Origin of the sequence: Bradyrhizobium sp. (assembly GCF_030646015.1) — a bacterium.
In the GTDB taxonomy this organism is placed as follows: Bacteria; Pseudomonadota; Alphaproteobacteria; order Rhizobiales; family Xanthobacteraceae; genus Bradyrhizobium.
In genome coordinates this window covers 1-19,334 of record NZ_JAUSLT010000052.1, presented here as the reverse complement: position 1 = coordinate 19,334, position 19,334 = coordinate 1, and the positions used below count along the sequence as shown (strand labels likewise).

Here is a 19,334-nt window from a genome sequence, read left to right as displayed (position 1 = left end):
AAGGATCACGCCGCGGAAAATCTCGCCGCAATCCGCAAGTTGGCCCTCAATGCCCTGCAGGCAACACCAGGTCCCGCGCGCATCGGCCACAAAATGCTCCAAGCCAGATGGAATAACGACTTCCTTCTCTCCGCCCTCGCCCATATGCGATAGCCCTACCCTCCAGGGGAGGGTGAAGCAACCCGATACTTTTTCTCCCGCGCCTTGAAAAGTCGATCGCTCACGAACTTCCGCAACGCCGCGGCATCGTCAAACTCCAGCGTCACGGCGAACGGTACGATAGCGTTCGCCCAGGACGGCATCCTCCCGGGCGTCCGCAGCCGCGCCAGGTCCTTTTCCGTCGTCACCAGCGTCAGCCCGTCGCGCGTGGCTTCCGCGATCAAGGCCTCGATCTCGCCTTGCGAATAAGGATGATGATCGGCGAAGGCGCGCTCCCGGACCACGTCGATACCAGCGGCGCGCAGCGTCCGGAAGAAGCGGCCGGGATCGCCGATGCCGGCGAAGGCCAGCACGCGCCTGGCCGCGAGCGCGGCCACCGAGGCGTCGGTCGGCTTCAGATGGGCTGACAGCACCGGCTTTCCCCGCGCGGCGATTCCCGCGGCGACCGATTTGGCCGCCGTGCCATCGCCGATCACGATCAACGCATCGGTGCGGGCGAGTTGCAGGTCCAGCGGCGCGCGCAAGGGCCCTGCGGGAAACAGGCAGGCATTGCCGAGGCCGCGGTTGGCATCGATCACGATCAGCGAGGCATCCTTGGCGACAGCGGGATTCTGGAAACCGTCATCCATCAGGATCACGCTGGCGCCTTGCGAGCGTGCCAAGGCGACGCCGCTGGGGCGGTCGCGCGCGACCGCCACCGGCACCGTCCGCGCCAGCATCAGGGGTTCGTCGCCGACATCGGCGGCGGCGTGCCTGATCGGGTCGACCATGACCGGGCCACGCAACCGGCCGCCATAGCCGCGGCTGAGCACGACCGGCGTCTCGCCGAGATCGCGCAGCAATCGTGTGAGGGCGAGTACGGTCGGGGTCTTGCCGGCGCCGCCGGTGTGATAATTGCCGACGCACAGCACGGGGATGCCGGCATCGAGCCCCGGACGCTGCATGCGCCGGCCCGCCACCGCGCCATAGAGCGCGCCAAGCGGCAACAGCAAACGCGAATAGAAGGAGGCGGGCCGGTACCAGAAGGCCGGCTCACGCATTCGCCGCTCCCATCTCGATCCGCAACTGCAGGAGATAGGGTTCGAGCGCGGTGAGCGTGCGCTCCAGCGCGCCGCCGAGCTGTTCGACCACGCGGGTCGAGGCCGCCAGCGACACGTCGCGCGCCGCCGGATCGGCCAGCAGCTGGCCGAGTTGCTTGACCAGCGCTTCCGGCGTGTCGACCTGCCTGGCGCCGCCGGCGCGGTCGAGCGCCTCGTAGACATCGGTGAAATTGAACACGTGCGGGCCATGCACGATCGACGCGCCGAGCTTGATCGCCTCGATCGGATTCTGCCCGCCATGCGGAACCAGCGAGCCACCCATGAACACGATCGGCGCCAGCCGATAGAACAATCCAAGCTCGCCCATGGTATCCGCGACATAGATATCGGTGGTCGCCGTCGGCAATTCCTCGCGCGAACGCAAGCCGGCGTGCAGGCCGGAGGCAGCAATCGTGCGGGCGATCGCCTCGCCGCGGTCGACATGCCGCGGCACGATCACGGTCAGCAGCGACGGAAAGAATCCTGCCAGCGTCCGATGCGCCTCGATCAGGATCTCCTCCTCGCCGGGATGGGTCGACGCCGCGACGATGATCGGGCGGCCGCGCGTCACCGCCATCAGCCGCTCCAGTTTGGCGGGATCGGCGGGCGGCGCCGGCACGTCCAGTTTGAGGTTTCCTGTGGTGACGACGTTGCGGCTGCCGAGCGCCGTGAAGCGCTCCGCGTCGACATTCGACTGCGCGAGGCAGACCTCGAACTTGCCGAGCAAGGCCGAGATCGTGGCGCTCATCCGGCTCCAGCGCGGAAACGAACGCTGCGACATCCGGCCGTTGATCAGCACCATCGGCAGCCGCCGCGCCGCGCTCGACAGGATCAGATTGGGCCACAGGTCGGATTCGATGAACAGCGCCAGCGAAGGCCGCCAGTGATCGAGAAAGCGGCCGACATAGCGCGGCGAATCGTAAGGCACATATTGATGGATGATGTCGGCGGGGAACCGCTTGGCGACGATATTAGCCGAGGTCACGGTGCCGGACGTCAGCAGGATCCGCAGATTGAGCGCGCGCAATCTTTCGATCAGGGCCGCCGCCGCCAGCACCTCACCGACGCTGGCGCCGTGAATCCACACCAGCGGCCCGTGAGGCCGGACATCCGCGCTCATGCCGCGGCGCTCGCCGACCCTGGCCGGATCCTCCTTGCCCTGCTTCAGCCGCCGCTTGATCAGCGCCGGCGCCAGCGGAAGCATCGCGGAGGACAGCTTCCGGTAGACCCGCAGCGTCATCGGCAGGGCGTTAGTCAATGGCTGCCTCCGGGCGGCCGACCATCGCATAGGCGCGGCGGGCCGCCTCGTTCAGGTAAGTCTCGAGCTGGAGGCGGCACTTTTCCATGGTTTCGGCATCGGCATCCGGCGGTACGATCACCGCGTCCACACCCGTCACTGCGCCGCGGCCGAATGGCAAATTGATGGTGGTGCGGTCCCAATTGTTCAACCGTATGAAACGGCTGGTCACCATCGCGAAGGGCACGATCGGCCGGCCGGATTCCCGCGCCAGCATGATGATTCCGAGCCCGGCCACCCGCGAGCGCTTCGGCACGTCGGCGGTCGAGGCGACATTATAACCCTCATCGAGCGCCTGCACCATCTGCCGGAAGGCGCCGACGCCCCCCTTGCGGTTGAAGGCGCCCCCGTGGTCGCCGGAGCCGCGGATGGTCTCGATGCCGAGCCGTTCGGCGGCGATGGCGTTGAACTCGCCGTCGCGATGCCTGGAGATCAGCACCTTGGCACGATGGGTTGCCTTGGTCTTGATGAAGGGCGTCAGAAAATGCTGGCCGTGCCAGAACGCGAAGATCAGCGGCTGATGCGGTTCCGCCATTTCATAGATGTTGGGCGGATCGAAACTGAAGCGGTTGGTCAGCCAGACCAGCCGCAGATATTCGGCCGCGAGGACACCCACCGCGCGCTGGACCCAGCTGCTGCGCAGCACATTGCGAAGAAGCTTTTTCAACGGGCAGGCTTCGTGTCTTGACCTGGATCGAGCAGACGGTGGAGGTGCACGACGAAGTAGCGCATGTGGGCGTTGTCCACGGTCTGCTGCGCCTTGGCTTTCCAGGCGGCATGCGCTGACGCGTAATTGGGGAATACGCCGACGATCTCGACGGCATCGAGATCCTTGAACGTGGTGTGTTCGAGGTCGGTCAGTTCGCCCCCGATGACGAGGTGCAGCAATTGCTGCTGGGCACTATCTGGCATGTTTCTTTTTCCTAATGCGGTGCCCGGCAAAGCAGCAGCAGCCTTAACACGTATCGGGACGTGACGCGTATCGAGGACGCTCAGGGCAACGGGTGGTTGCGAAAATGCTCGACGATGCGCGCATGACGATCGCGTCCCGCTGCCACCAGCACCCCGTGCGTCACCTCCCGGCGATTATAGAGGATCGTATCCCCCGAGAGTGCGGTCATGTTACCATTCGCTTCCTGCACGATCAAATTGGCCGCCGCAAGGTCCCAGTCGCGGCTTTGACCGCCGGCAAAAGCCGCATCCAGGCCGCCGTGCGCGACCCGGCACAGCCGAAGCGCCAGCGACCCGATTCGGGGGTGAAGCACGGTGTCGCCGGACGAGGCGTTGAGCCGTTCGACCAGCGGCTTCGGACCGGCGACGCGGGGAAAATCCAGCTCGGCGCCGGTTGCCGCGGCAACCGACACGCCGTTCAGCGTCGCGCCTTGCCCGCGCACCGCGAAGAAGAATTCATCGCTGACCGGCACGAACACCGCCGCCAGCACCGGCGTCGCATCTTCCACCAGCGCCACGCTCACGCACCAGTCCTCGCGGCCGGCGAGATAACCGCGGGTGCCGTCGATCGGGTCGACGATCCAGGTCAGGTGCTTGCCGAGCCGCTTGTCATCATCGACGCTTTCCTCAGACAGCCAGCCATAATCCGGCGTCGCCGAGCGCAGCCGGCTTTCGAGCAGGTCGTTGGTCCTGATATCCGCCTCGGAGACCGGCGACGACGCGCCCTTGGTCCAGTTTTTCAGCTCGGTGCGGAACAGTGACAGCGCCAAGGCGCCGGCCTCGCGCACGGCAGATGTCAGCAGCGCGGCGTCGCGCGCCAGCACCTCGCGCGTCACAATCCTGTCGTGCACGCGCCCGGCGCTAACGTCCACCAAGCGTCAATCCCTCGATGCGAACCGTCGGCGCATTGACGCCGTAACGGAATTCCAGATCGTTGGCCGGAATCATCGACTTGAATATTTCCAGCAGATGTCCGGCGATCGTGACCTCGCTCACCGCATAGGTGATCTCGCCATTCTCGATCCAGAAGCCGGAGGCGCCGCGGCTGTAGTCGCCGGTGACGCCATTGACGCCGGAGCCGATCAGGTCGGTGACGTAAAATCCCTGCTTGATGTCGGAGATGAGTTCGGCCGGCGTGGCTTCGCCGGCCTCCAGATGCAGATTGTAGGATCCCGGCGACGGCGACGACGACACGCCGCGATGGGCGTGGCCTGTGGTGACCAGCCCGAGCTCGCGCGCGGTCGCGCAATCCAGCAGCCAGGAGGTCAGCACGCCCTCATCGATGATGGCGAGCTTCTTCACCTTGACGCCCTCGGCGTCGAACGACTGCGAGCGCAAGCCGCGCACCCGCAAGGGATCGTCGATGATGCGGATGGTCTTGCCGAACAATTGCTGGCCGAGGCGATCCTTCAGGAACGAAGTCTTGCGGGCGATCGAAGCGCCGTTTACCGCGCCGACGAGATGGCCGACCAGCGAGCCGGAAACCCGGGGGTCGAACACCACGGGCACCTTGCAGGTCTCGACCTTGCGCGGATTAGCGCGCGCCACGGTGCGCTCGCCGGCCTTGCGGCCGACGCTTTCGGGCGAGGCGAGATCGGAAGCGTGCGGCGCCGAGGTGTAGTCGTAGTCTCGTTCCATGCCGGTGCCGTCACCAACGATGGCGGTCATCGAGATGCCCTGGCTGGAGCGCAAGTACGAGCCGTGAAAACCGGTCGAGGTCACCAGCACCATGCCGCCGATGCCGGTGGAGGCCGACGCGCCGCCGGATTTGGTGACGCCCTTGACCGCGAGTGCCGCGGCCTCGGCTTCGCAGGCGCGGCGTTCGAGCTCGGAGGTCGAGGGAACCCTGGAGTCGAGCAGATCGAGATTGGGGAAATCGCGCGCCAGCAGGGACGGATCGGCGAGCCCGACATATTTGTCGTCGGGCGCCACCCGCGCCATCGCGACGGCGCGTTCGGCGAGTTTCGCGACACCATCGCCGCTGATGTCATTGGTGGAGACCACGGCTTGGCGCTGTCCGACCAGCACGCGCAGTCCGACATCGTCACCTTCGGAGCGTTCGGATTCCTCGACGCGCCCGTCGCGCACCTCGACGCCTTGCGAGATGCCGCGCACCGCCACCGCGTCGGCGGCATCGGCGCCGGCGCGTCTGGCGGCCTCGACGAGGCGCTGCGCCAGCGTGCTCAGCGCCGATTGATCGAACAGGTCGGAAGAGGCTGCTTTCGAGGAAAGCGCCGATGCGGCGGATGGTGAAGAGATCACGAATAAAATCCCTTGGGATTGAGGGGCATTCAAAGGGCGTCGGGCGAGCCCTTAAAGCAAATCAGCAGACCCTTCAGATGTGCCTGATTCACAGCGATTTCAAGCGTTTGTTGCGCAGGAAAGCGAATGATTTTCAGGCCTCGCGCAAGGTCTCGTCAATCATGTCGGCCAAGGTCTTGTCAATCATGCCGGCGGGTGACGCGGGATTAACCAGCCTTTTTAAGCGATTCCGCAAGGGGCTCGGCTACGGTCTCACACATCGACCGGGAACATAATCCCGGCGGGGAGATAAAGCCGTGAGGCGTCAAACAGCAACAAGCGGGAGTAATACCGCCGGGTCGAGCCGCGCAATGCGGCACGACCCTCTTTCCCTGCCCGTCCGCTTCGATGCGCATGATACCCGCGCAGACGGCGGCGTGCGGAACATCGAACTCCACCGCGAACGCGTCGTGCTGCGCCGTGCCATCAGCGGCATGCAGATGGCGATCAACGTCCGTGTCAGCGATTTTCTCGGCGTTGCGCTCCGCGGCATCGACGACGCGCAGGTGCTGGTGCTGGTGCATCGCGATCCGTCATTGACGATTCCGTTGTGCGTCAGCTCCGACCGCGAGGAAATCGCGGTGGCCTGCCAGATGTGGAGCGACATCTTCGCGCTTCCGCAATTGCGGGAAGACAAGACGCGCGAGCCTGCGCCGCGGCGCCGGCGTCACAACACGATCCGGGCAAGGCGTCCGAAATTCCTGGTGCGGCGTCGCGCCGGAGATCTGATCAATCCGGCCAACATCCATCACGGCGAGCGCGAGATCATCGCGCGGGATTGAGTTGGAATCGTAGGGTGGGCAAAGCGAAGCGTGCCCACCATCTTCGCAACACGCACTACAGTCTGATTGATAGATGGTGGGCACGGCGCAAGAGCGCCTTTGCCCACCCTACGCAGCCCGCATCACTGCGTCGATCAGCAAGCCCGCGAACAGCAACAGCCCCGCATCGCGGTTGGATTTGAATATCCGCAGGCACAGCGCGGGATCGGAAATTTCAAGCCGCCGAATCTGCCAGACCAGATGGGCTGCGAATGCGGCCAGCCCGATCCAGGCCGGCCAACGCGCGCCGGCGAGCGCCAGTGCGGCGCCGATCAAAACCACCGCCAGGCCGTAAAATATCACCAGCGCCAAATGGGTGCGCGCGCCGAACAGGCGCGCGGTGGATTTCACGCCGATCAGCGCGTCATCCTCGGCGTCCTGATGGGCATAGATGGTATCGTAGCCGATCACCCAGGCGATCGAACCGGCGTAAAGCAGCAGCGCGGTGGCATCGATGCGGCCGAGCGTCACCGCAAATCCCATCAGCGCGCCCCAGGAAAAGGCGAGGCCGAGCACGACCTGCGGCCACCAGGTGATCCGCTTCATGAACGGATAGACCACGACGATAACAAGCGAGGCGATGCCGGTCATGATCGCGAAGCGGTTGAACTGCAGCAGCACCACCAATCCGATCAGCGCCTGGGCGACCAGAAAGACTGCCGCCTGCGGCACGCTCACCTGTCCCGCCGGGATCGGCCGCGACCGCGTCCGTTCGACCTGGGCGTCGAGATCGCGGTCGGTAATGTCGTTCCAGGTGCAGCCGGCGCCGCGCATGACGAAGGCGCCGATGAAGAACAGCACGATCACGAGCAGCAATTGGCTGACGTCGCGCGCCATGCCGGCGGCGAGCGCGGCCGACCACCAGCACGGCATCAGCAACAGCCAGGAGCCGATCGGCCGGTCGAAACGGGAGAGACGCAAATAGGGCCGCGACCACGACGGCGCGTGCGTATCGACCCAGTTGCCGGTCGCATCGGCAACGCGGGCCGTGACGTCGCTCATCGGAAGGTGGTCATCGCGTGAGGACGTTGCCGTTCAGGGTGTCGAAGGTGCTGCCGCCTTTTCGCACGACGTTGGCTTCCGGCGCGGCTGCCGAGGAGCCCAGCACTTCGCTCAGGCTCGGGCCGGCCGGACCTCGCTGCTGCACCTGCTGCGCCGCCGCACAGACTTTCTTCTGCATGCCCTCGGTATTCTTGTGACCGGTTTTCATCTGCTCGGCGACCGACGGCGGAATCCCGCATCGGGCGGCGTTGGTTTCGACGAATTTGATCATCTTGATTTCGGCCTGGCCGAAATTGCCGATCAGCTTGCAGGCTTCGTCCGGGGTTGCCTTGCGTTCACCCGCGGCCTTGATCAACTTGCCGCGCTTCTCGGCCTCTTCGCGCAACGGCAGGAACTTCTTCATGCAGTCATCAGGCGGACCGCCTGCCTGTGAGGGAGGCGCCGGTCCGCGCTCGAACGCGGAGCCGGTGATCGGCGCCGCACCGGTGGCCGGAAACGGACTGGGTCCCCCGACCGAAGCGGCGGGAGCTGCGCCATTGACCGGCGGAAACGGCGAGGCGTTGCTGGGCGCGGCCTGGCCGGGCAGCGGCGCCGGAAACGCGCCTTGCGCAAAACCCTGGCCGGCATGGCAGGTCACGAGAGCCACGGTGAGCGGCACAATCAAGCGGCGGATGATCAAAGCTGTTCCTCCGGCACGGTCGAACGGTCCCCAACGCCTTCCCAATAGAAGAGCGAACTCGAATAAGGGCTTATTACGATTCCTGCCGGCTCTTAACAACCTGCCGAATTTGGCAACAGCGCGGCGTAGAGCGGCTTTGGACACGATAATTGCGTTAAATCGCTCTCTTTGCGTTAAAAGGCCGCACGAATTGGAACCTTGACCATGCCTCCACCCGATTTTCGTAGCCCCCGGCTGTTTGTCGATGCCGCGCTGGCATCCGGCGAAACGGTCGCGCTCGAGCGCAACCAGAGCAATTACCTCGGCAATGTGCAGCGGCTGGCCGCGGGTGACACCATTTTGGCGTTCAACGGGCGGGACGGCGAATGGCGGGCTGTCATCGCCGGCCGCAAACGGCCCGACAGTCTTGTGATCGCGACCCAGACCCGGGAGCAGGATCGGCTGCCCGATATCGCCTACGTCTTTGCGCCCTTAAAGCATGCCCGGCTCGACTATATGGTGCAGAAGGCGATCGAGATGGGGGCCTCGGCGCTGCGGCCGGTATTGACGCGCTTCACCCAGGTCTCGCGGGTCAACAGCGAGCGGATGCGCGCCAATGTCATCGAGGCCGCCGAACAATGTGGCATCCTGAGCCTGGCCGAAGTCGCCGAGCCGGTGCCGCTCGATCGGTTTTTGAGCCAGCGCGACGCCCAGCGCCTGCTGGTGTTCTGCGACGAGGCCGCGGATGCCCAAAATCCCCTGCAGGCGCTGCAAAGCGAGCCGGCGGGGGCCCACGGCATCGATATCCTGATCGGCCCCGAAGGCGGATTTGCCGAGGAGGAGCGCGCCAATCTGCTCCGGCAGCCGCGAATCCTGCGGCTTTCGCTGGGGCCGCGGATCCTGCGGGCCGATACCGCTGGCGTCGCGGCACTGGCGCTGGTGCAGGCCGCGCTGGGCGACTGGACCGGACCCGGCCCGGCTGGCTAGAAAGCCGCGCCTACGACGGGGTCTCTACAAAGACCTCGAAAACAACCCCATGCACAGTAAGGATGCCCTTCTGGCTACAGCACTTTTTTGGCCGCTCATTAAGCCATCTGGCTATTCCGGGTCGAAACCCCCGCCGGGCCATGCTAAGGGCTGCGCCCTGACCTCTGGAACCCGGTTTCCAGCCAAAGTTTGGACTTCGCGATGACCATGACCGCCGCCCCTCGTGCGACCGGATCCGCCGCATGGGCGGACGCCCTGCTATTGTCGTTCGCGCAGGCCGGCTACATCAAGGCCGAACCGGATATCCTGCAGCCGGCCGAGCCGTTTCTGGATCTGTCGGGCGAGGACATCCGCAAGAGCCTCTACCTCACCACCGACCCCGGCGGCGAGGAACTGTGCCTTCGCCCCGACCTCACCATTCCGGTGGCGCGGGACTATCTCGCCTCCCCCGGCGCCGGCCAGCCCATGGGCTTCTGCTATCTCGGGCCGGTGTTCCGCTATCGCGGCGGCCGGCCGAGCGAATTCCTGCAGGCCGGCATCGAATCCTTCGGACGGGCCGACCGCGCCGCGGCGGATGCCGAAATGCTGGCGCTGGCGCTGGAGGCAACCGCCGCGTTCGGGCTGACCGATGTCGAGATCCGCACCGGCGACGTGGCGCTGTTCAACGCGCTGATCGAGGCTCTCGATCTCTATCCGGTCTGGCGGCGGCGGCTGATCAAGGATTTCAACCGCAAGGTCAGCCTGACCGAAGATATCGAGCGGCTGACGCTCAAGACCGCGCCCGGCCGCAACGAATATGAAGGCGTGCTGGCGGCGTTGGCCGGCTCCGACCGCAAGGCGGCGCTGGCGCTGGTGACCGACCTGATGTCGATCGCCGGCACCACCAATGTCGGCGGCCGCACCGTCGCCGAGATCGCCGACCGCTTTCTCGAGCAATCGACCCTGAAGGGCGGCGCGCTGCCGCGCGATGCGCTTTCCACCATCAAGCGCTTTCTCGCCATCGCGGGCGATCCGAATGAGGCGGTCGCGCAATTGCGCGCGCTCGCCGCCGACGCGAAACTCGATCTCACCGCCGCAATCGACCAGTTCGAAAGCCGGGTCGGCTTGATGGCCAAGCGCGGCATCGATATAGGCAAAACCCGGTTTTCCACCTCGTTCGGACGCGGCCTCGACTACTACACCGGCTTCGAGTTCGAACTGCACGGCAAGGACAACGGCACCGAGCCGCTGGTGGCGGGTGGACGCTACGACGGACTGATGACCCAGCTCGGCTCGGCGACACCGATCCCGGCGGTCGGATTTTCGATCTGGGTCGAATCCTTGACGCAGGCGGGCCGCCAACCCGCCGCGAGCGGGAGCGCATCATGACCGCGCCATTCGTTCTCGCCGTTCCCTCGAAGGGCCGCCTGCAGGAACAGGCCGAGGCCTTCTTCACCCGTGCCGGATTATCGCTGGCCAAGCCGCGCGGCGCCCGCGACTATCGCGGCACCATCGCCGGGTTAGACAATGTCGAGATCGCCTATCTCTCGGCCAGCGAAATCGCCTCGCAGCTGGCGCGCGGCATGGTCCATCTCGGCGTCACCGGCGAAGACCTGGTGCGCGAGAGCATTGCCGACGCCGACAAGCGCGTCATGCTGATCGACAATCTCGGCTTCGGCAGCGCCAATGTCGTGGTGGCGGTGCCGCAGGCCTGGATCGACGTCCGCACCATGGCCGACCTCGACGACGTCACCACAGGTTTTCGCGCCCAGCACAATCGGCGGATGCGGGTGGCGACCAAATACATCAATTTGACCCGGACCTTCTTTGCCGCGCATGGCGTGGTGGATTACCGCATCGTCGAGAGCGCCGGTGCGACCGAAGGCGCGCCCGCCGTCGGCACCGCCGAAATGATCGTCGACATCACCACCACCGGCGCCACGCTGGTCGCCAACGGCCTCAAGGTGCTCGACGACGGCGTGATCCTGCGCAGCCAGGCCAACCTCGTGGCGTCAAAGGACGCCGATTGGTCGGACGATGCCCGCGAAACCGCGCGCGTCATCCTGGATCACATCGCAGCCCGGGCGCGGGCCAGCAAATACCGCGAAGTCCGCACCCGCTTTGCCGGCTGCGACGCCGCGCTGCTGGCTGAAGCCCACAACCGCTTCGGCGTGGTCTCTCCGTTCGGCGGCCCGACGTCTTCGGGGATGGTCACGCTGCACTGTCCGCCGGCTCAGCTTTACGCGCTCGGCAGCTTTCTTCGCGAGCGTGGCGCCGAGACGGTATCGGTGGCGTCGCTCGACTATGTGCTCGACCGCGACAATCCGCTGTTCGCCAGGCTCGAGGCGTTTTTGGGAAGCTAGGTGGCGTTGCTATTTTCTCCCCTCCCTCCACGCGCCCTTGCGCGTGGCGGGGAGGGGTCGGGGGTGGGGGGTCTATCGGCGCATACTTCTGCCAGCGAGTCTGCGGAAGCGCCCCCACCCCCGACCCCTCCCCGCCGCTTCGCGGAGGGAGGGGAGAAGAGATCACTGGCTCTCGTGAATCGAAATGGTCTCGGAGCCTTCTGTTCATCGTAGCGACAGCTGGTAACGAGTACCATATGCTGTTCCATAGTAGGTTTTGGACCTGATCGATGATGCTGGGTACGGACGTTTCTGATCTGTCGACCACCGCGGCTAACGCCGCGGCGCAGGGGCTGTCGATTGTCGTCCCGCTCTACAATGAGGCAGCCGGACTGCCCTTTCTGCACCAGCGTCTCGGCGCGCTGGCGAAGACGCTGCGGCAGCGCTACGGACTCGGCTGCGAGGTCGTCTATGTCGATGACGGCAGCGCCGACAAAACGCTCGACATTGCGCGCGGGCTTGGCGCCGAGGGGCTCGACGTTCAGGTGGTTTCGCTGTCGCGCAATTTCGGCAAGGAAGCAGCCCTGATGGCGGGGCTCGACTATGCCCGGCTCGGCGCGGTGCTTTTCATGGACGGCGACGGCCAGCATCCGCCCGCTCTGGTGGAGCAGCTCGTCAACCACTGGATCGAGGGCGGCTTCGATGTGGTCTATACCGCCAAGGCGCACCGCGACAATGAATCGCGGATGCGGCGCATCGCCGTGCATGGCTTCTACGCGCTGATCAACTGGGGCGCGCGGCAGAAAATCCCGGCCGATGCCGGCGATTTCCGCCTGCTGTCGCCGCGGGCCGCGGTCGCGTTGCGGCAGCTTCCCGAGCGCAATCGCTTTTTCAAGGGGCTGGCGAGCTGGATCGGCTTTCGCCAGATCCGCGTCGATTATGAACCGGCGGCCCGCGCCCATGGCGTGACCTCGTTCAGCCCCGGCCAGTTGATCGGGCTTTCGATCGAAGGCCTGACATCCTTCTCGGTGGCGCCGCTGCGTCTGGCCAGCCTGCTCGGCGTCGTGCTCGCCACCGTCGCCTTCCTGTTCGGTCTTTCCATCCTGTGGGAAACCTGGATGAGCGGGAAATCCGTCCCCGGTTATCCCTCGCTGGTGGTCGGCCTGATGACCATCGGCGGCGTGCAGCTCATCATGATCGGCATTGTCGGCGAGTATATCGGCAAGATTCTTTCCGAGCTGAAGGCGCGCCCGATCTATTTCGTGGCGGAGCACAGCGTGAAACGGGGCGAACAAGAGGCCGGCACCGGCGCCAGCATCGGCCAACGGACCGCCGCGGAATGAAAGATGCCGCGCCGCCGCGCCGGATCTGGCTGTGCGCCGACGATTACGGCATCAGCCCTGGTGTCAACCGCGCGATCCGCGACCTGATCGAGCGCGGCCGCCTCAACGCCACCTCGGTGATGATGGTCGGGTCCGCGATCGGCCGCGACGACGTCCGCGCGCTCGAGGCCGCCGCCGCCGGCAGCCCGCGTTGCGCCATCGGCCTGCACGTCACGCTGACGGCGCCGTTCGCGCCGCTGACGATGCACTTTCGCCCCGTCCGCGGCGGCATGTTCCTGCCGTTCCCGAAACTGCTGCGCGCCGGCCTGCTGCGGCGGCTCGATCCCGAGATGGTCCATGCCGAAGTGATGGTGCAGCTCGCGGCCTTCGGCGAGTTGTTCGGCCGCGCCCCCGATTTCGTCGACGGCCATCAGCACGCCCAGCTGTTTCCGGGGGTGCGCGACGCCTTTCTGGCCGCGGTGAACCAATCGGCGCCCGGCGCCTGGGTTCGCCAGGGCGGACGCAATTTGCCTTTGGCCCGGCGGCTCGGCGCGCCGAAGCCGCTGGTTCTCGACATCCTGAGCGCGCAGTTTCGCCGCCGCGCCGCGCGCGCCGGCATCGCCTTCAATCCCGGATTCGCCGGCGCCTATGATTTTTCGACGCAGCCGGATTTCGGCGCGCTGATGCGGCAATTCCTCGATGCGCTGCCGGAGGATGGCCTCATCATGTGTCACCCCGGCTTTGTCGATGACGTCCTCGTCAGCCTCGATCCGCTGACCGTTCAGCGCGAACACGAACACGCCTTTCTCGGCGGCGAGGATTTCCCGCACCTTTTGGCGGCGAATAAAGTTACGTTGGGTTGAACTCCTTCAGGGAATTCAGCCGGACGCTTTGTCGCATACAGAAATTTAATGCGCCGGGGGATTACTTGCGACACAAACCACCCCTACATCTCCCCCGCGCCCCCGGCGCCAGGGAGAGACGACATGACACCGCAAGAACGCCAACTGGTTGACGATCTTTTCGACCGCCTCTCGAAGGTGGAGGGCGCGCCGCGCGATCCGGACGCCGCGGGTGCAATCGCACAGGGCCTGCGCACGGCGCCCAATGCCCTCTACGCGCTGGTGCAGACCGTCCTGTTGCAGGACGAAGCGCTGAAGCGCGCCCACAGCCGCATCCAGGAACTGGAAGGCAAGGACGAACAACCCCAGGCCGGCTTCCTCGATTCGATGCGCGAAACGATTTTCGGGCAAACGCCGCAGCGTGGCTCGGTGCCGAACGTGCGGCCGCCCGAGCTTCCCCGCCGCCCGACATGGAACAGCGGCCAGGTCATGCAGCAGGCGCAAGGTCCCGAACAGTATAATCAGGCGCCGTACGGCCAGCAGGGCTATGGCGCGCAACAGGCGCCGATGGGCGGAGGTGGCGGTTCATTTCTCGGCACCGCGGCCGCCGCGGCGGCCGGCGTGGTCGGCGGCTCGCTGCTGCTCGGCAGCATCCGCTCGATGATGGGCGGCGGCGGCCACCAGCAGAGTTTTGGTGACAGCGCGAGCGCCGGCGACGGCGCCGGCCATCGCGGTAGCATCGAAGACCGCAGGCCGTGGGCCGATCAGTCCGGCGGCGATCTGGCGAAGGAAGCCGGCATCAACGATATCGGCTCGTCCGGACGCCATGCCAGCAATGACGACGGCTCGTCGCGCGCCGGATTGTTCGATACCGCGTCAAACGACGACGACGATCACGACGATATGGATATGGATTCCGACGACTTCGGCGGCGACAGCGACGACGTCTGATCACTTTCTGCCAGCATCAAAGCAAGGCGGCCGCCCAACCGGGCGGCCGTTTTCGTTTCGTGCAACTCCCCTCCCCGCCGCTTCGCGGGGGGAGCAGAGAAAAAAATCAGATCACGACGACCCTGGCGCCGACATTGACGCGGCCATAGAGGTCGATGACGTCCTCGTTGCGCATCCGGAAGCAGCCGGACGAGACGTTGGTGCCGATGGTCCAGGGTTCGTTCGAACCGTGGATGCGGTAGAGCGACGATCCCAGATACATCGCGCGGGCGCCGAGCGGATTTTGCGGCCCGCCTTCCATGTGCCGTGGCAGATCCGGACGGCGCGCCAGCATTTCCGGCGGCGGCGTCCACGCCGGCCATTCCTTCTTCGCGGAAACCTGCTTGACGCCCGACCAGGTGAATCCGGGGCGGCCGACGCCGATGCCGTAGCGCAATGCCTTGCCGTCGCCCTGAACCAGAAACAGGAACTTGTTGGGCGTGTCGACGATGATCGTGCCGGCGCTTTCCTTGCCGTGATAGTCGACCAGCTGTTTTTCGTATTTCGGATCGAACGCGGGACGCGCGAGTTCGCTGACATCTTCCTGCCGGCGCATCGCCTGCTCGGCGCCCAGCGGCGGCAACAGCGTGCGCCGGGGTTCGTAGGATTGCTGATAGCCGGGCTGCGGCTGATAGCGGCCGCCCTGCGAAGGTCCCTCGCTGAACAGGAACTCGATGAAGCCGCCGCCCATGTTGGAGCGCTCGGCGGAAGCCATTCGCACCGGCGCCGGCCGCTGCTCGGGCTGCTCGGCATAGATCGCGGTGAGCCCGGTGGGCTGGCCAGCTTCAATCGCCGCGGCCGGATGGATGCCAGCCAGAAAGGACGCGCCGGCAAGCAGCGCGAGAGACATATTTTTCAACATCGACGTACTCTGTACTGTTTCGTCGTAAGAGCGCCTGGATCAGCGCCTTTGCACCTCACCAATTAAAATCAAAACCGCCTCGGTTTGGTAAACGAAATCGCCGTTTCGATTCACCACGTCGCCAATTCCACGTGGTTTTGAGGGGTAGCGTTTATTTTCAATGAACGCAGGCGTCGCATGGTTAATCGTTGGTGTGCAGCGCGAGCAAAACGCCTCACAGCTAAGTTCCGGCGTGAACCTGACGTTAAATCGCATCTGCCTAAAACGTTATGAGTGCAGTCAGGGAAAATCCAATGCCGGTCAATCGCAGACGTTTTCGTATCGAACAAGCTTTTGTCGGCGACATGCCGATGCCCGCGGTCGCGGACGGCGAGGCCGGCCCGATGCATCGCGAGATCATGAACGAACTTCGTTCCATCCGCGCCCAGATGGCCGCCCCTGGCCACAGTGCAGTGGCGAGCGCGGTTGTTGATCCGGCCGCCCAGCAGATCGCCGAGTCGCAGGCGCTGCTGGAAACCTATCGCGCCCAGATCGAGCAATGTGAAAAGCTCAAGGTCGAGCTCGATCTGATTTACGATGCGATCAACCGCACCAAGCGCGAGATCGCGGTCCTGCACGGCAAGAGCTTCGACGGCAACGAAATGTCCAAGGTGACCGGCGAACTCGGCGCCGTGGTCGGCGGCACCGAGGAAGCGACCCAGCAGATCCTGGAAGCCGCCGAGGCGATCGATCAGGCCGCCAGCGCATTGGGCAAGGTGAATTCGCCGGACCAGCAGAAGATCCTGAGCGAGGAAATCAGCGAGCGCGTCGTTTCCATCTTCGAGGCCTGCAATTTCCAGGATCTGACCGGTCAGCGCATCAGCAAGGTGATGAGCACGATGAAGTTCATCGAGAACCACATCACCGTCATGATGGACATCTGGGGCGGCGTCGACGCCATCCGGGCCCACGCGCCCCCGATCATCGACGAGCGCGAAGGCGACGCCAAGCTGCTGAACGGGCCGAAGCTGGACGGCGACGCCGGCCATGCGTCGCAGAACGACATCGACGCCCTGTTCGACTGAACCGGTTCCTCATCCCGTCAACAAAAACGCCGGCCCCGGGGGCCGGCGTTTTTCGTTTCGGGGCATCCGGGATCAGGCGCGCGGTGCGCAGCGGATGTAGACCATGTTGCCGTAGCGGACCGCGGCATCCTTGTCGACGAAACGGGTGACCAGCACGCGGCCGTCGAAGGAAACAATCTCGCGATCCTGCTCACCGGGCGTCGGTCCGGCCGGACCGATATAATTCTTGCCGCTCGGGCTGCCCTTGAGGCGCAGTTCCTGCGGGGTCGCCTGGTCGGCCAGATGCATGACGACGCCGCCCGTAGTGCCGGCGGTGATCACGTAGGGCTGCTTGCATTGCGCGCGGGCGGCGGCTTCGGTGCGCGCGCGGTCGTTGGGGTTCTGGTACGACGCGAGGCCCCAGCGGCCGACGATCTCGTCGGAGCGAATGCTGGCGGGCATATCCGGCGCCACCGCGGGCTCCGGCGGTGCCGAAGGCCCCGATGAGAATGACGGCAGGCTCATGCCGCCGCCGCACGCCCCCAGAAATATCGTCAGCGCCGAGGCGATCCCCAGATTGGCGACCGTCCGCACGCTATATGACCTGACCATGGTATTCCCCCGAACAAATTCGTGGCCGCACCCGTCCCGCAGCCAATCTCAAAACTCCTGTCGGAGCAATGACGTCCCATTAACTACGCCACAGGCCCGATATGGTTTCCGGATCATCCTATATCAGCCTCACCAAGGGCTTAACCCCCTTGCTTGACAGGATCGGCGTCAAGCCATATTCCCGGACCCACAATTAGCACTCAAAGACCCCGATTGCTAAGGGTACGAGCTGCCGTGCCCCTGCCTTCAGAGCCACTTTCGATGGCGAACCAGACCTGAAAACCGAGCCTCCAAAAGGAACCGTCATGGCTAAATCCAAATTTCGTCCACTGCATGACCGTGTCGTGGTCAAGCGTATCGACGCCGAAGAAAAGACCAAGGGCGGCATCATCATTCCCGACAGCGCCAAAGAAAAGCCCTCGCAGGGCGAAATCACCGCCGTCGGCCCCGGTGGCCGCGACGAGGCCGGCAAGCTGATCCCGATCGACCTCAAGGTCGGCGACCGCGTGCTGTTCGGCAAATGGTCCGGCACCGAGGTCAAGCTCGACGGCGAGGAGCTCCTGATCATGAAGGAGAGCGACATCATGGGCGTGCTGAGCTGAGGGCATTTTTCCCTTCTCCCCTTGTGGGAGAAGGTGGCGCGAAGCGCCGGATGAGGGGTTCCATCGGCGACCACTATGCTGAGACAGACCCCTCACCCGTCACGAACGCGCTTCGCGCGTCCGTGCCACCCTCTCCCACAAGGGGAGAGGGGAAGAAGGTCCGGCGATCGACCTTTTCCAATTCATTCCAGGAGTAGAATTCAATGGCTGCCAAAGACGTTAAATTTTCCGGAGACGCGCGCGATCGCATGCTGCGCGGCGTCGATATCCTCGCCAATGCGGTCAAGGTGACGCTCGGCCCGAAGGGCCGCAACGTCGTCATCGAGAAGAGTTTTGGCGCACCGCGCATCACCAAGGACGGCGTCACCGTCGCCAAGGAAATCGAGCTCGAGGACAAGTTCGAGAACATGGGCGCGCAGATGCTGCGCGAAGTCGCCTCCAAGACCAACGACACCGCCGGCGACGGCACCACCACGGCGACCGTGCTGGCGCAGGCGATCGTGCGGGAGGGCGCCAAATCGGTCGCCGCCGGCATGAATCCGATGGACCTGAAGCGCGGCATCGAGATTGCCGTGCATGCCGTGGTCAAGGACCTCGAGAAGCGCGCCAAGCCGGTCGCCTCGTCGTCCGAAGTGGCCCAGGTCGGCACCATCTCGTCCAACGGCGACGCCGCGATCGGCAAGATGATCGCGCAGGCGATGCAGAAGGTTGGCAACGAAGGCGTCATCACCGTCGAAGAGAACAAGTCGCTGGACACCGAAGTCGACATTGTCGAGGGCATGAAATTCGACCGCGGCTATCTCAGCCCATATTTCGTCACCAACGCCGAGAAAATGACCGCCGAGCTCGAGGACGTCTACGTGCTGCTGCACGAGAAAAAGCTGTCCGGCCTGCAGTCGATGCTGCCGGTGCTGGAAGCCGTGGTGCAGTCGGGCCGCCCGCTGCTGATCATCGCCGAAGACGTCGAAGGCGAGGCGCTGGCGACCCTGGTGGTCAACCGCCTGCGCGGCGGCCTCAAGGTCGCCGCCGTCAAGGCGCCGGGCTTCGGCGATCGCCGCAAGGCGATGCTGGAAGACATCGCGATCCTGACCGGCGGTCAGCTGATCTCCGATGAGCTCGGCATGAAGCTGGAAAGCGTCACGGTCAACATGCTCGGACGCGCGGGCAAAGTAGTGATCGACAAGGAAAACACCACGATCGTCAAGGGCGCCGGCAAGAAGAAGGACATCGAGGCCCGCGTCGGCCAGATCAAGGCGCAGATCGAGGAGACCACCTCGGACTACGACCGCGAAAAGCTGCAGGAGCGTCTGGCAAAACTCGCCGGCGGCGTCGCGGTGATCCGCGTCGGTGGCGCCACCGAGATCGAGGTCAAGGAGAAGAAGGACCGCGTCGAGGACGCCCTCAACGCGACCCGTGCGGCGGTGCAGGAAGGCATCGTGCCGGGCGGCGGCGTGGCGCTGCTGCGCGCCAAGAAGGCCGTCGGCC

At 65.1% G+C, this 19,334-nt stretch carries 20 protein-coding genes; 10 read left to right on the top strand and 10 right to left on the bottom strand.

What is annotated here, in order from left to right; genetic code table 11:
- Positions 1-155: 155 nt before the first annotated feature.
- The 6 genes from lpxK to Q7T45_RS07870 form a co-directional block, all read right to left on the bottom strand.
- Positions 156-1,199 carry a tetraacyldisaccharide 4'-kinase gene (gene lpxK, locus Q7T45_RS07895; RefSeq protein ID WP_304869441.1) on the bottom strand — a complete coding sequence of 348 codons (1,044 nt, stop codon included), beginning with the start codon at positions 1,197-1,199 and terminating at the stop codon, positions 156-158.
- On the bottom strand, positions 1,192-2,526 hold the full coding sequence (locus Q7T45_RS07890) for a 3-deoxy-D-manno-octulosonic acid transferase (RefSeq protein ID WP_304869439.1): 1,335 nt from the start codon (positions 2,524-2,526) through the stop codon (positions 1,192-1,194). The genes lpxK and Q7T45_RS07890 overlap by 8 nt, the downstream gene beginning before the upstream one ends.
- Complete coding sequence (locus Q7T45_RS07885; RefSeq protein WP_304869436.1) at positions 2,489-3,202, bottom strand: lysophospholipid acyltransferase family protein; 714 nt, start codon at positions 3,200-3,202, stop codon at positions 2,489-2,491. The genes Q7T45_RS07890 and Q7T45_RS07885 overlap by 38 nt, the downstream gene beginning before the upstream one ends.
- Positions 3,199-3,447: a DUF4170 domain-containing protein gene (locus Q7T45_RS07880; protein ID WP_304869434.1), complete on the bottom strand. Its 249-nt coding sequence runs from the start codon at positions 3,445-3,447 to the stop codon at positions 3,199-3,201. Before Q7T45_RS07880 ends, Q7T45_RS07885 begins: the two co-directional genes overlap by 4 nt.
- Before the next feature lie 80 nt (positions 3,448-3,527).
- Positions 3,528-4,361, bottom strand: coding sequence for a 3'(2'),5'-bisphosphate nucleotidase CysQ (locus Q7T45_RS07875; RefSeq protein WP_304869432.1), 834 nt, complete (start codon positions 4,359-4,361; stop codon positions 3,528-3,530).
- Positions 4,348-5,748 (bottom strand): TldD/PmbA family protein, encoded by a 1,401-nt coding sequence (locus tag Q7T45_RS07870; RefSeq protein ID WP_304869429.1) that lies wholly within the window; start codon positions 5,746-5,748, stop codon positions 4,348-4,350. Before Q7T45_RS07870 ends, Q7T45_RS07875 begins: the two co-directional genes overlap by 14 nt.
- A gap of 296 nt (positions 5,749-6,044) precedes the next feature.
- Between Q7T45_RS07870 and Q7T45_RS07865 the strand changes: the two genes are divergently transcribed.
- Positions 6,045-6,569 carry a DUF6101 family protein gene (locus tag Q7T45_RS07865; RefSeq protein ID WP_304869427.1) on the top strand — a complete coding sequence of 175 codons (525 nt, stop codon included), beginning with the start codon at positions 6,045-6,047 and terminating at the stop codon, positions 6,567-6,569.
- Positions 6,570-6,677: 108 nt separating this feature from the next.
- On the opposite strand, the gene ubiA is transcribed toward Q7T45_RS07865, so the two are convergent.
- Complete coding sequence (gene ubiA, locus Q7T45_RS07860; protein ID WP_304869425.1) at positions 6,678-7,610, bottom strand: 4-hydroxybenzoate octaprenyltransferase; 933 nt, start codon at positions 7,608-7,610, stop codon at positions 6,678-6,680.
- Between the two features lie 10 nt (positions 7,611-7,620).
- Entirely contained in the window at positions 7,621-8,286 is a 666-nt protein-coding gene (locus Q7T45_RS07855; protein WP_304869443.1) for a hypothetical protein, read from the bottom strand.
- A gap of 207 nt (positions 8,287-8,493) precedes the next feature.
- Between Q7T45_RS07855 and Q7T45_RS07850 the strand changes: the two genes are divergently transcribed.
- The 6 genes from Q7T45_RS07850 (at position 8,494) to Q7T45_RS07825 (ending at position 14,691) form a co-directional block, all read left to right on the top strand.
- Positions 8,494-9,255, top strand: coding sequence for a 16S rRNA (uracil(1498)-N(3))-methyltransferase (locus Q7T45_RS07850; RefSeq protein ID WP_304869423.1), 762 nt, complete (start codon positions 8,494-8,496; stop codon positions 9,253-9,255).
- Between the two features lie 201 nt (positions 9,256-9,456).
- The gene (locus Q7T45_RS07845) at positions 9,457-10,623 is read left to right on the top strand and encodes an ATP phosphoribosyltransferase regulatory subunit (protein WP_304869421.1); all 1,167 of its coding nucleotides are present in this window, start codon (positions 9,457-9,459) and stop codon (positions 10,621-10,623) included.
- Positions 10,620-11,597: an ATP phosphoribosyltransferase gene (gene hisG / locus Q7T45_RS07840; RefSeq protein ID WP_304869419.1), complete on the top strand. Its 978-nt coding sequence runs from the start codon at positions 10,620-10,622 to the stop codon at positions 11,595-11,597. The genes Q7T45_RS07845 and hisG overlap by 4 nt, the downstream gene beginning before the upstream one ends.
- Positions 11,598-11,866: 269 nt before the next feature.
- Positions 11,867-12,919, top strand: a complete 1,053-nt coding sequence (locus Q7T45_RS07835; protein ID WP_304869417.1) for a glycosyltransferase family 2 protein — start codon at positions 11,867-11,869, stop codon at positions 12,917-12,919.
- Positions 12,916-13,761, top strand: a complete 846-nt coding sequence (locus Q7T45_RS07830) for a ChbG/HpnK family deacetylase (RefSeq protein ID WP_304869415.1) — start codon at positions 12,916-12,918, stop codon at positions 13,759-13,761. Before Q7T45_RS07835 ends, Q7T45_RS07830 begins: the two co-directional genes overlap by 4 nt.
- Before the next feature lie 123 nt (positions 13,762-13,884).
- Positions 13,885-14,691: a DUF2076 domain-containing protein gene (locus tag Q7T45_RS07825; protein ID WP_304869413.1), complete on the top strand. Its 807-nt coding sequence runs from the start codon at positions 13,885-13,887 to the stop codon at positions 14,689-14,691.
- 106 nt (positions 14,692-14,797) lie between these two features.
- On the opposite strand, the gene Q7T45_RS07820 is transcribed toward Q7T45_RS07825, so the two are convergent.
- Positions 14,798-15,592, bottom strand: a complete 795-nt coding sequence (locus tag Q7T45_RS07820) for a L,D-transpeptidase (RefSeq protein WP_304869411.1) — start codon at positions 15,590-15,592, stop codon at positions 14,798-14,800.
- A gap of 293 nt (positions 15,593-15,885) precedes the next feature.
- On the opposite strand from Q7T45_RS07820, the gene Q7T45_RS07815 reads away from it, so the two are divergent.
- Positions 15,886-16,656 (top strand): protein phosphatase CheZ, encoded by a 771-nt coding sequence (locus tag Q7T45_RS07815; protein ID WP_304869409.1) that lies wholly within the window; start codon positions 15,886-15,888, stop codon positions 16,654-16,656.
- A gap of 72 nt (positions 16,657-16,728) precedes the next feature.
- On the opposite strand, the gene Q7T45_RS07810 is transcribed toward Q7T45_RS07815, so the two are convergent.
- Positions 16,729-17,247 carry a hypothetical protein gene (locus Q7T45_RS07810; RefSeq protein ID WP_304742073.1) on the bottom strand — a complete coding sequence of 173 codons (519 nt, stop codon included), beginning with the start codon at positions 17,245-17,247 and terminating at the stop codon, positions 16,729-16,731.
- Positions 17,248-17,552: 305 nt separating this feature from the next.
- On the opposite strand from Q7T45_RS07810, the gene groES reads away from it, so the two are divergent.
- Positions 17,553-17,849, top strand: coding sequence for a co-chaperone GroES (groES, locus tag Q7T45_RS07805; protein WP_247517682.1), 297 nt, complete (start codon positions 17,553-17,555; stop codon positions 17,847-17,849).
- 203 nt (positions 17,850-18,052) lie between these two features.
- A partial coding sequence (groL, locus tag Q7T45_RS07800) for a chaperonin GroEL (RefSeq protein ID WP_304869404.1) occupies positions 18,053-19,334 on the top strand: 1,282 nt, incomplete at its 3' end.

Bases quoted from the DNA above. Each gene is read 5' to 3' on its own strand.
- lpxK (WP_304869441.1), bottom strand. From the start codon at position 1,199: ATGCGTGAGCCGGCCTTCTGGTACCGGCCCGCCTCCTTCTATTCGCGT.
- Q7T45_RS07890 (WP_304869439.1), bottom strand. From the start codon at position 2,526: ATGCGATGGTCGGCCGCCCGGAGGCAGCCATTGACTAACGCCCTGCCG.
- Q7T45_RS07880 (WP_304869434.1), bottom strand. From the start codon at position 3,447: ATGCCAGATAGTGCCCAGCAGCAATTGCTGCACCTCGTCATCGGGGGC.
- ubiA (WP_304869425.1), bottom strand. From the start codon at position 7,610: ATGAGCGACGTCACGGCCCGCGTTGCCGATGCGACCGGCAACTGGGTC.
- Q7T45_RS07850 (WP_304869423.1), top strand. From the start codon at position 8,494: ATGCCTCCACCCGATTTTCGTAGCCCCCGGCTGTTTGTCGATGCCGCG.
- Q7T45_RS07845 (WP_304869421.1), top strand. From the start codon at position 9,457: ATGACCATGACCGCCGCCCCTCGTGCGACCGGATCCGCCGCATGGGCG.
- hisG (WP_304869419.1), top strand. From the start codon at position 10,620: ATGACCGCGCCATTCGTTCTCGCCGTTCCCTCGAAGGGCCGCCTGCAG.
- Q7T45_RS07835 (WP_304869417.1), top strand. From the start codon at position 11,867: ATGATGCTGGGTACGGACGTTTCTGATCTGTCGACCACCGCGGCTAAC.
- Q7T45_RS07830 (WP_304869415.1), top strand. From the start codon at position 12,916: ATGAAAGATGCCGCGCCGCCGCGCCGGATCTGGCTGTGCGCCGACGAT.
- Q7T45_RS07825 (WP_304869413.1), top strand. From the start codon at position 13,885: ATGACACCGCAAGAACGCCAACTGGTTGACGATCTTTTCGACCGCCTC.
- Q7T45_RS07820 (WP_304869411.1), bottom strand. From the start codon at position 15,592: ATGTTGAAAAATATGTCTCTCGCGCTGCTTGCCGGCGCGTCCTTTCTG.
- Q7T45_RS07815 (WP_304869409.1), top strand. From the start codon at position 15,886: ATGCCGGTCAATCGCAGACGTTTTCGTATCGAACAAGCTTTTGTCGGC.
- Q7T45_RS07810 (WP_304742073.1), bottom strand. From the start codon at position 17,247: ATGGTCAGGTCATATAGCGTGCGGACGGTCGCCAATCTGGGGATCGCC.
- groES (WP_247517682.1), top strand. From the start codon at position 17,553: ATGGCTAAATCCAAATTTCGTCCACTGCATGACCGTGTCGTGGTCAAG.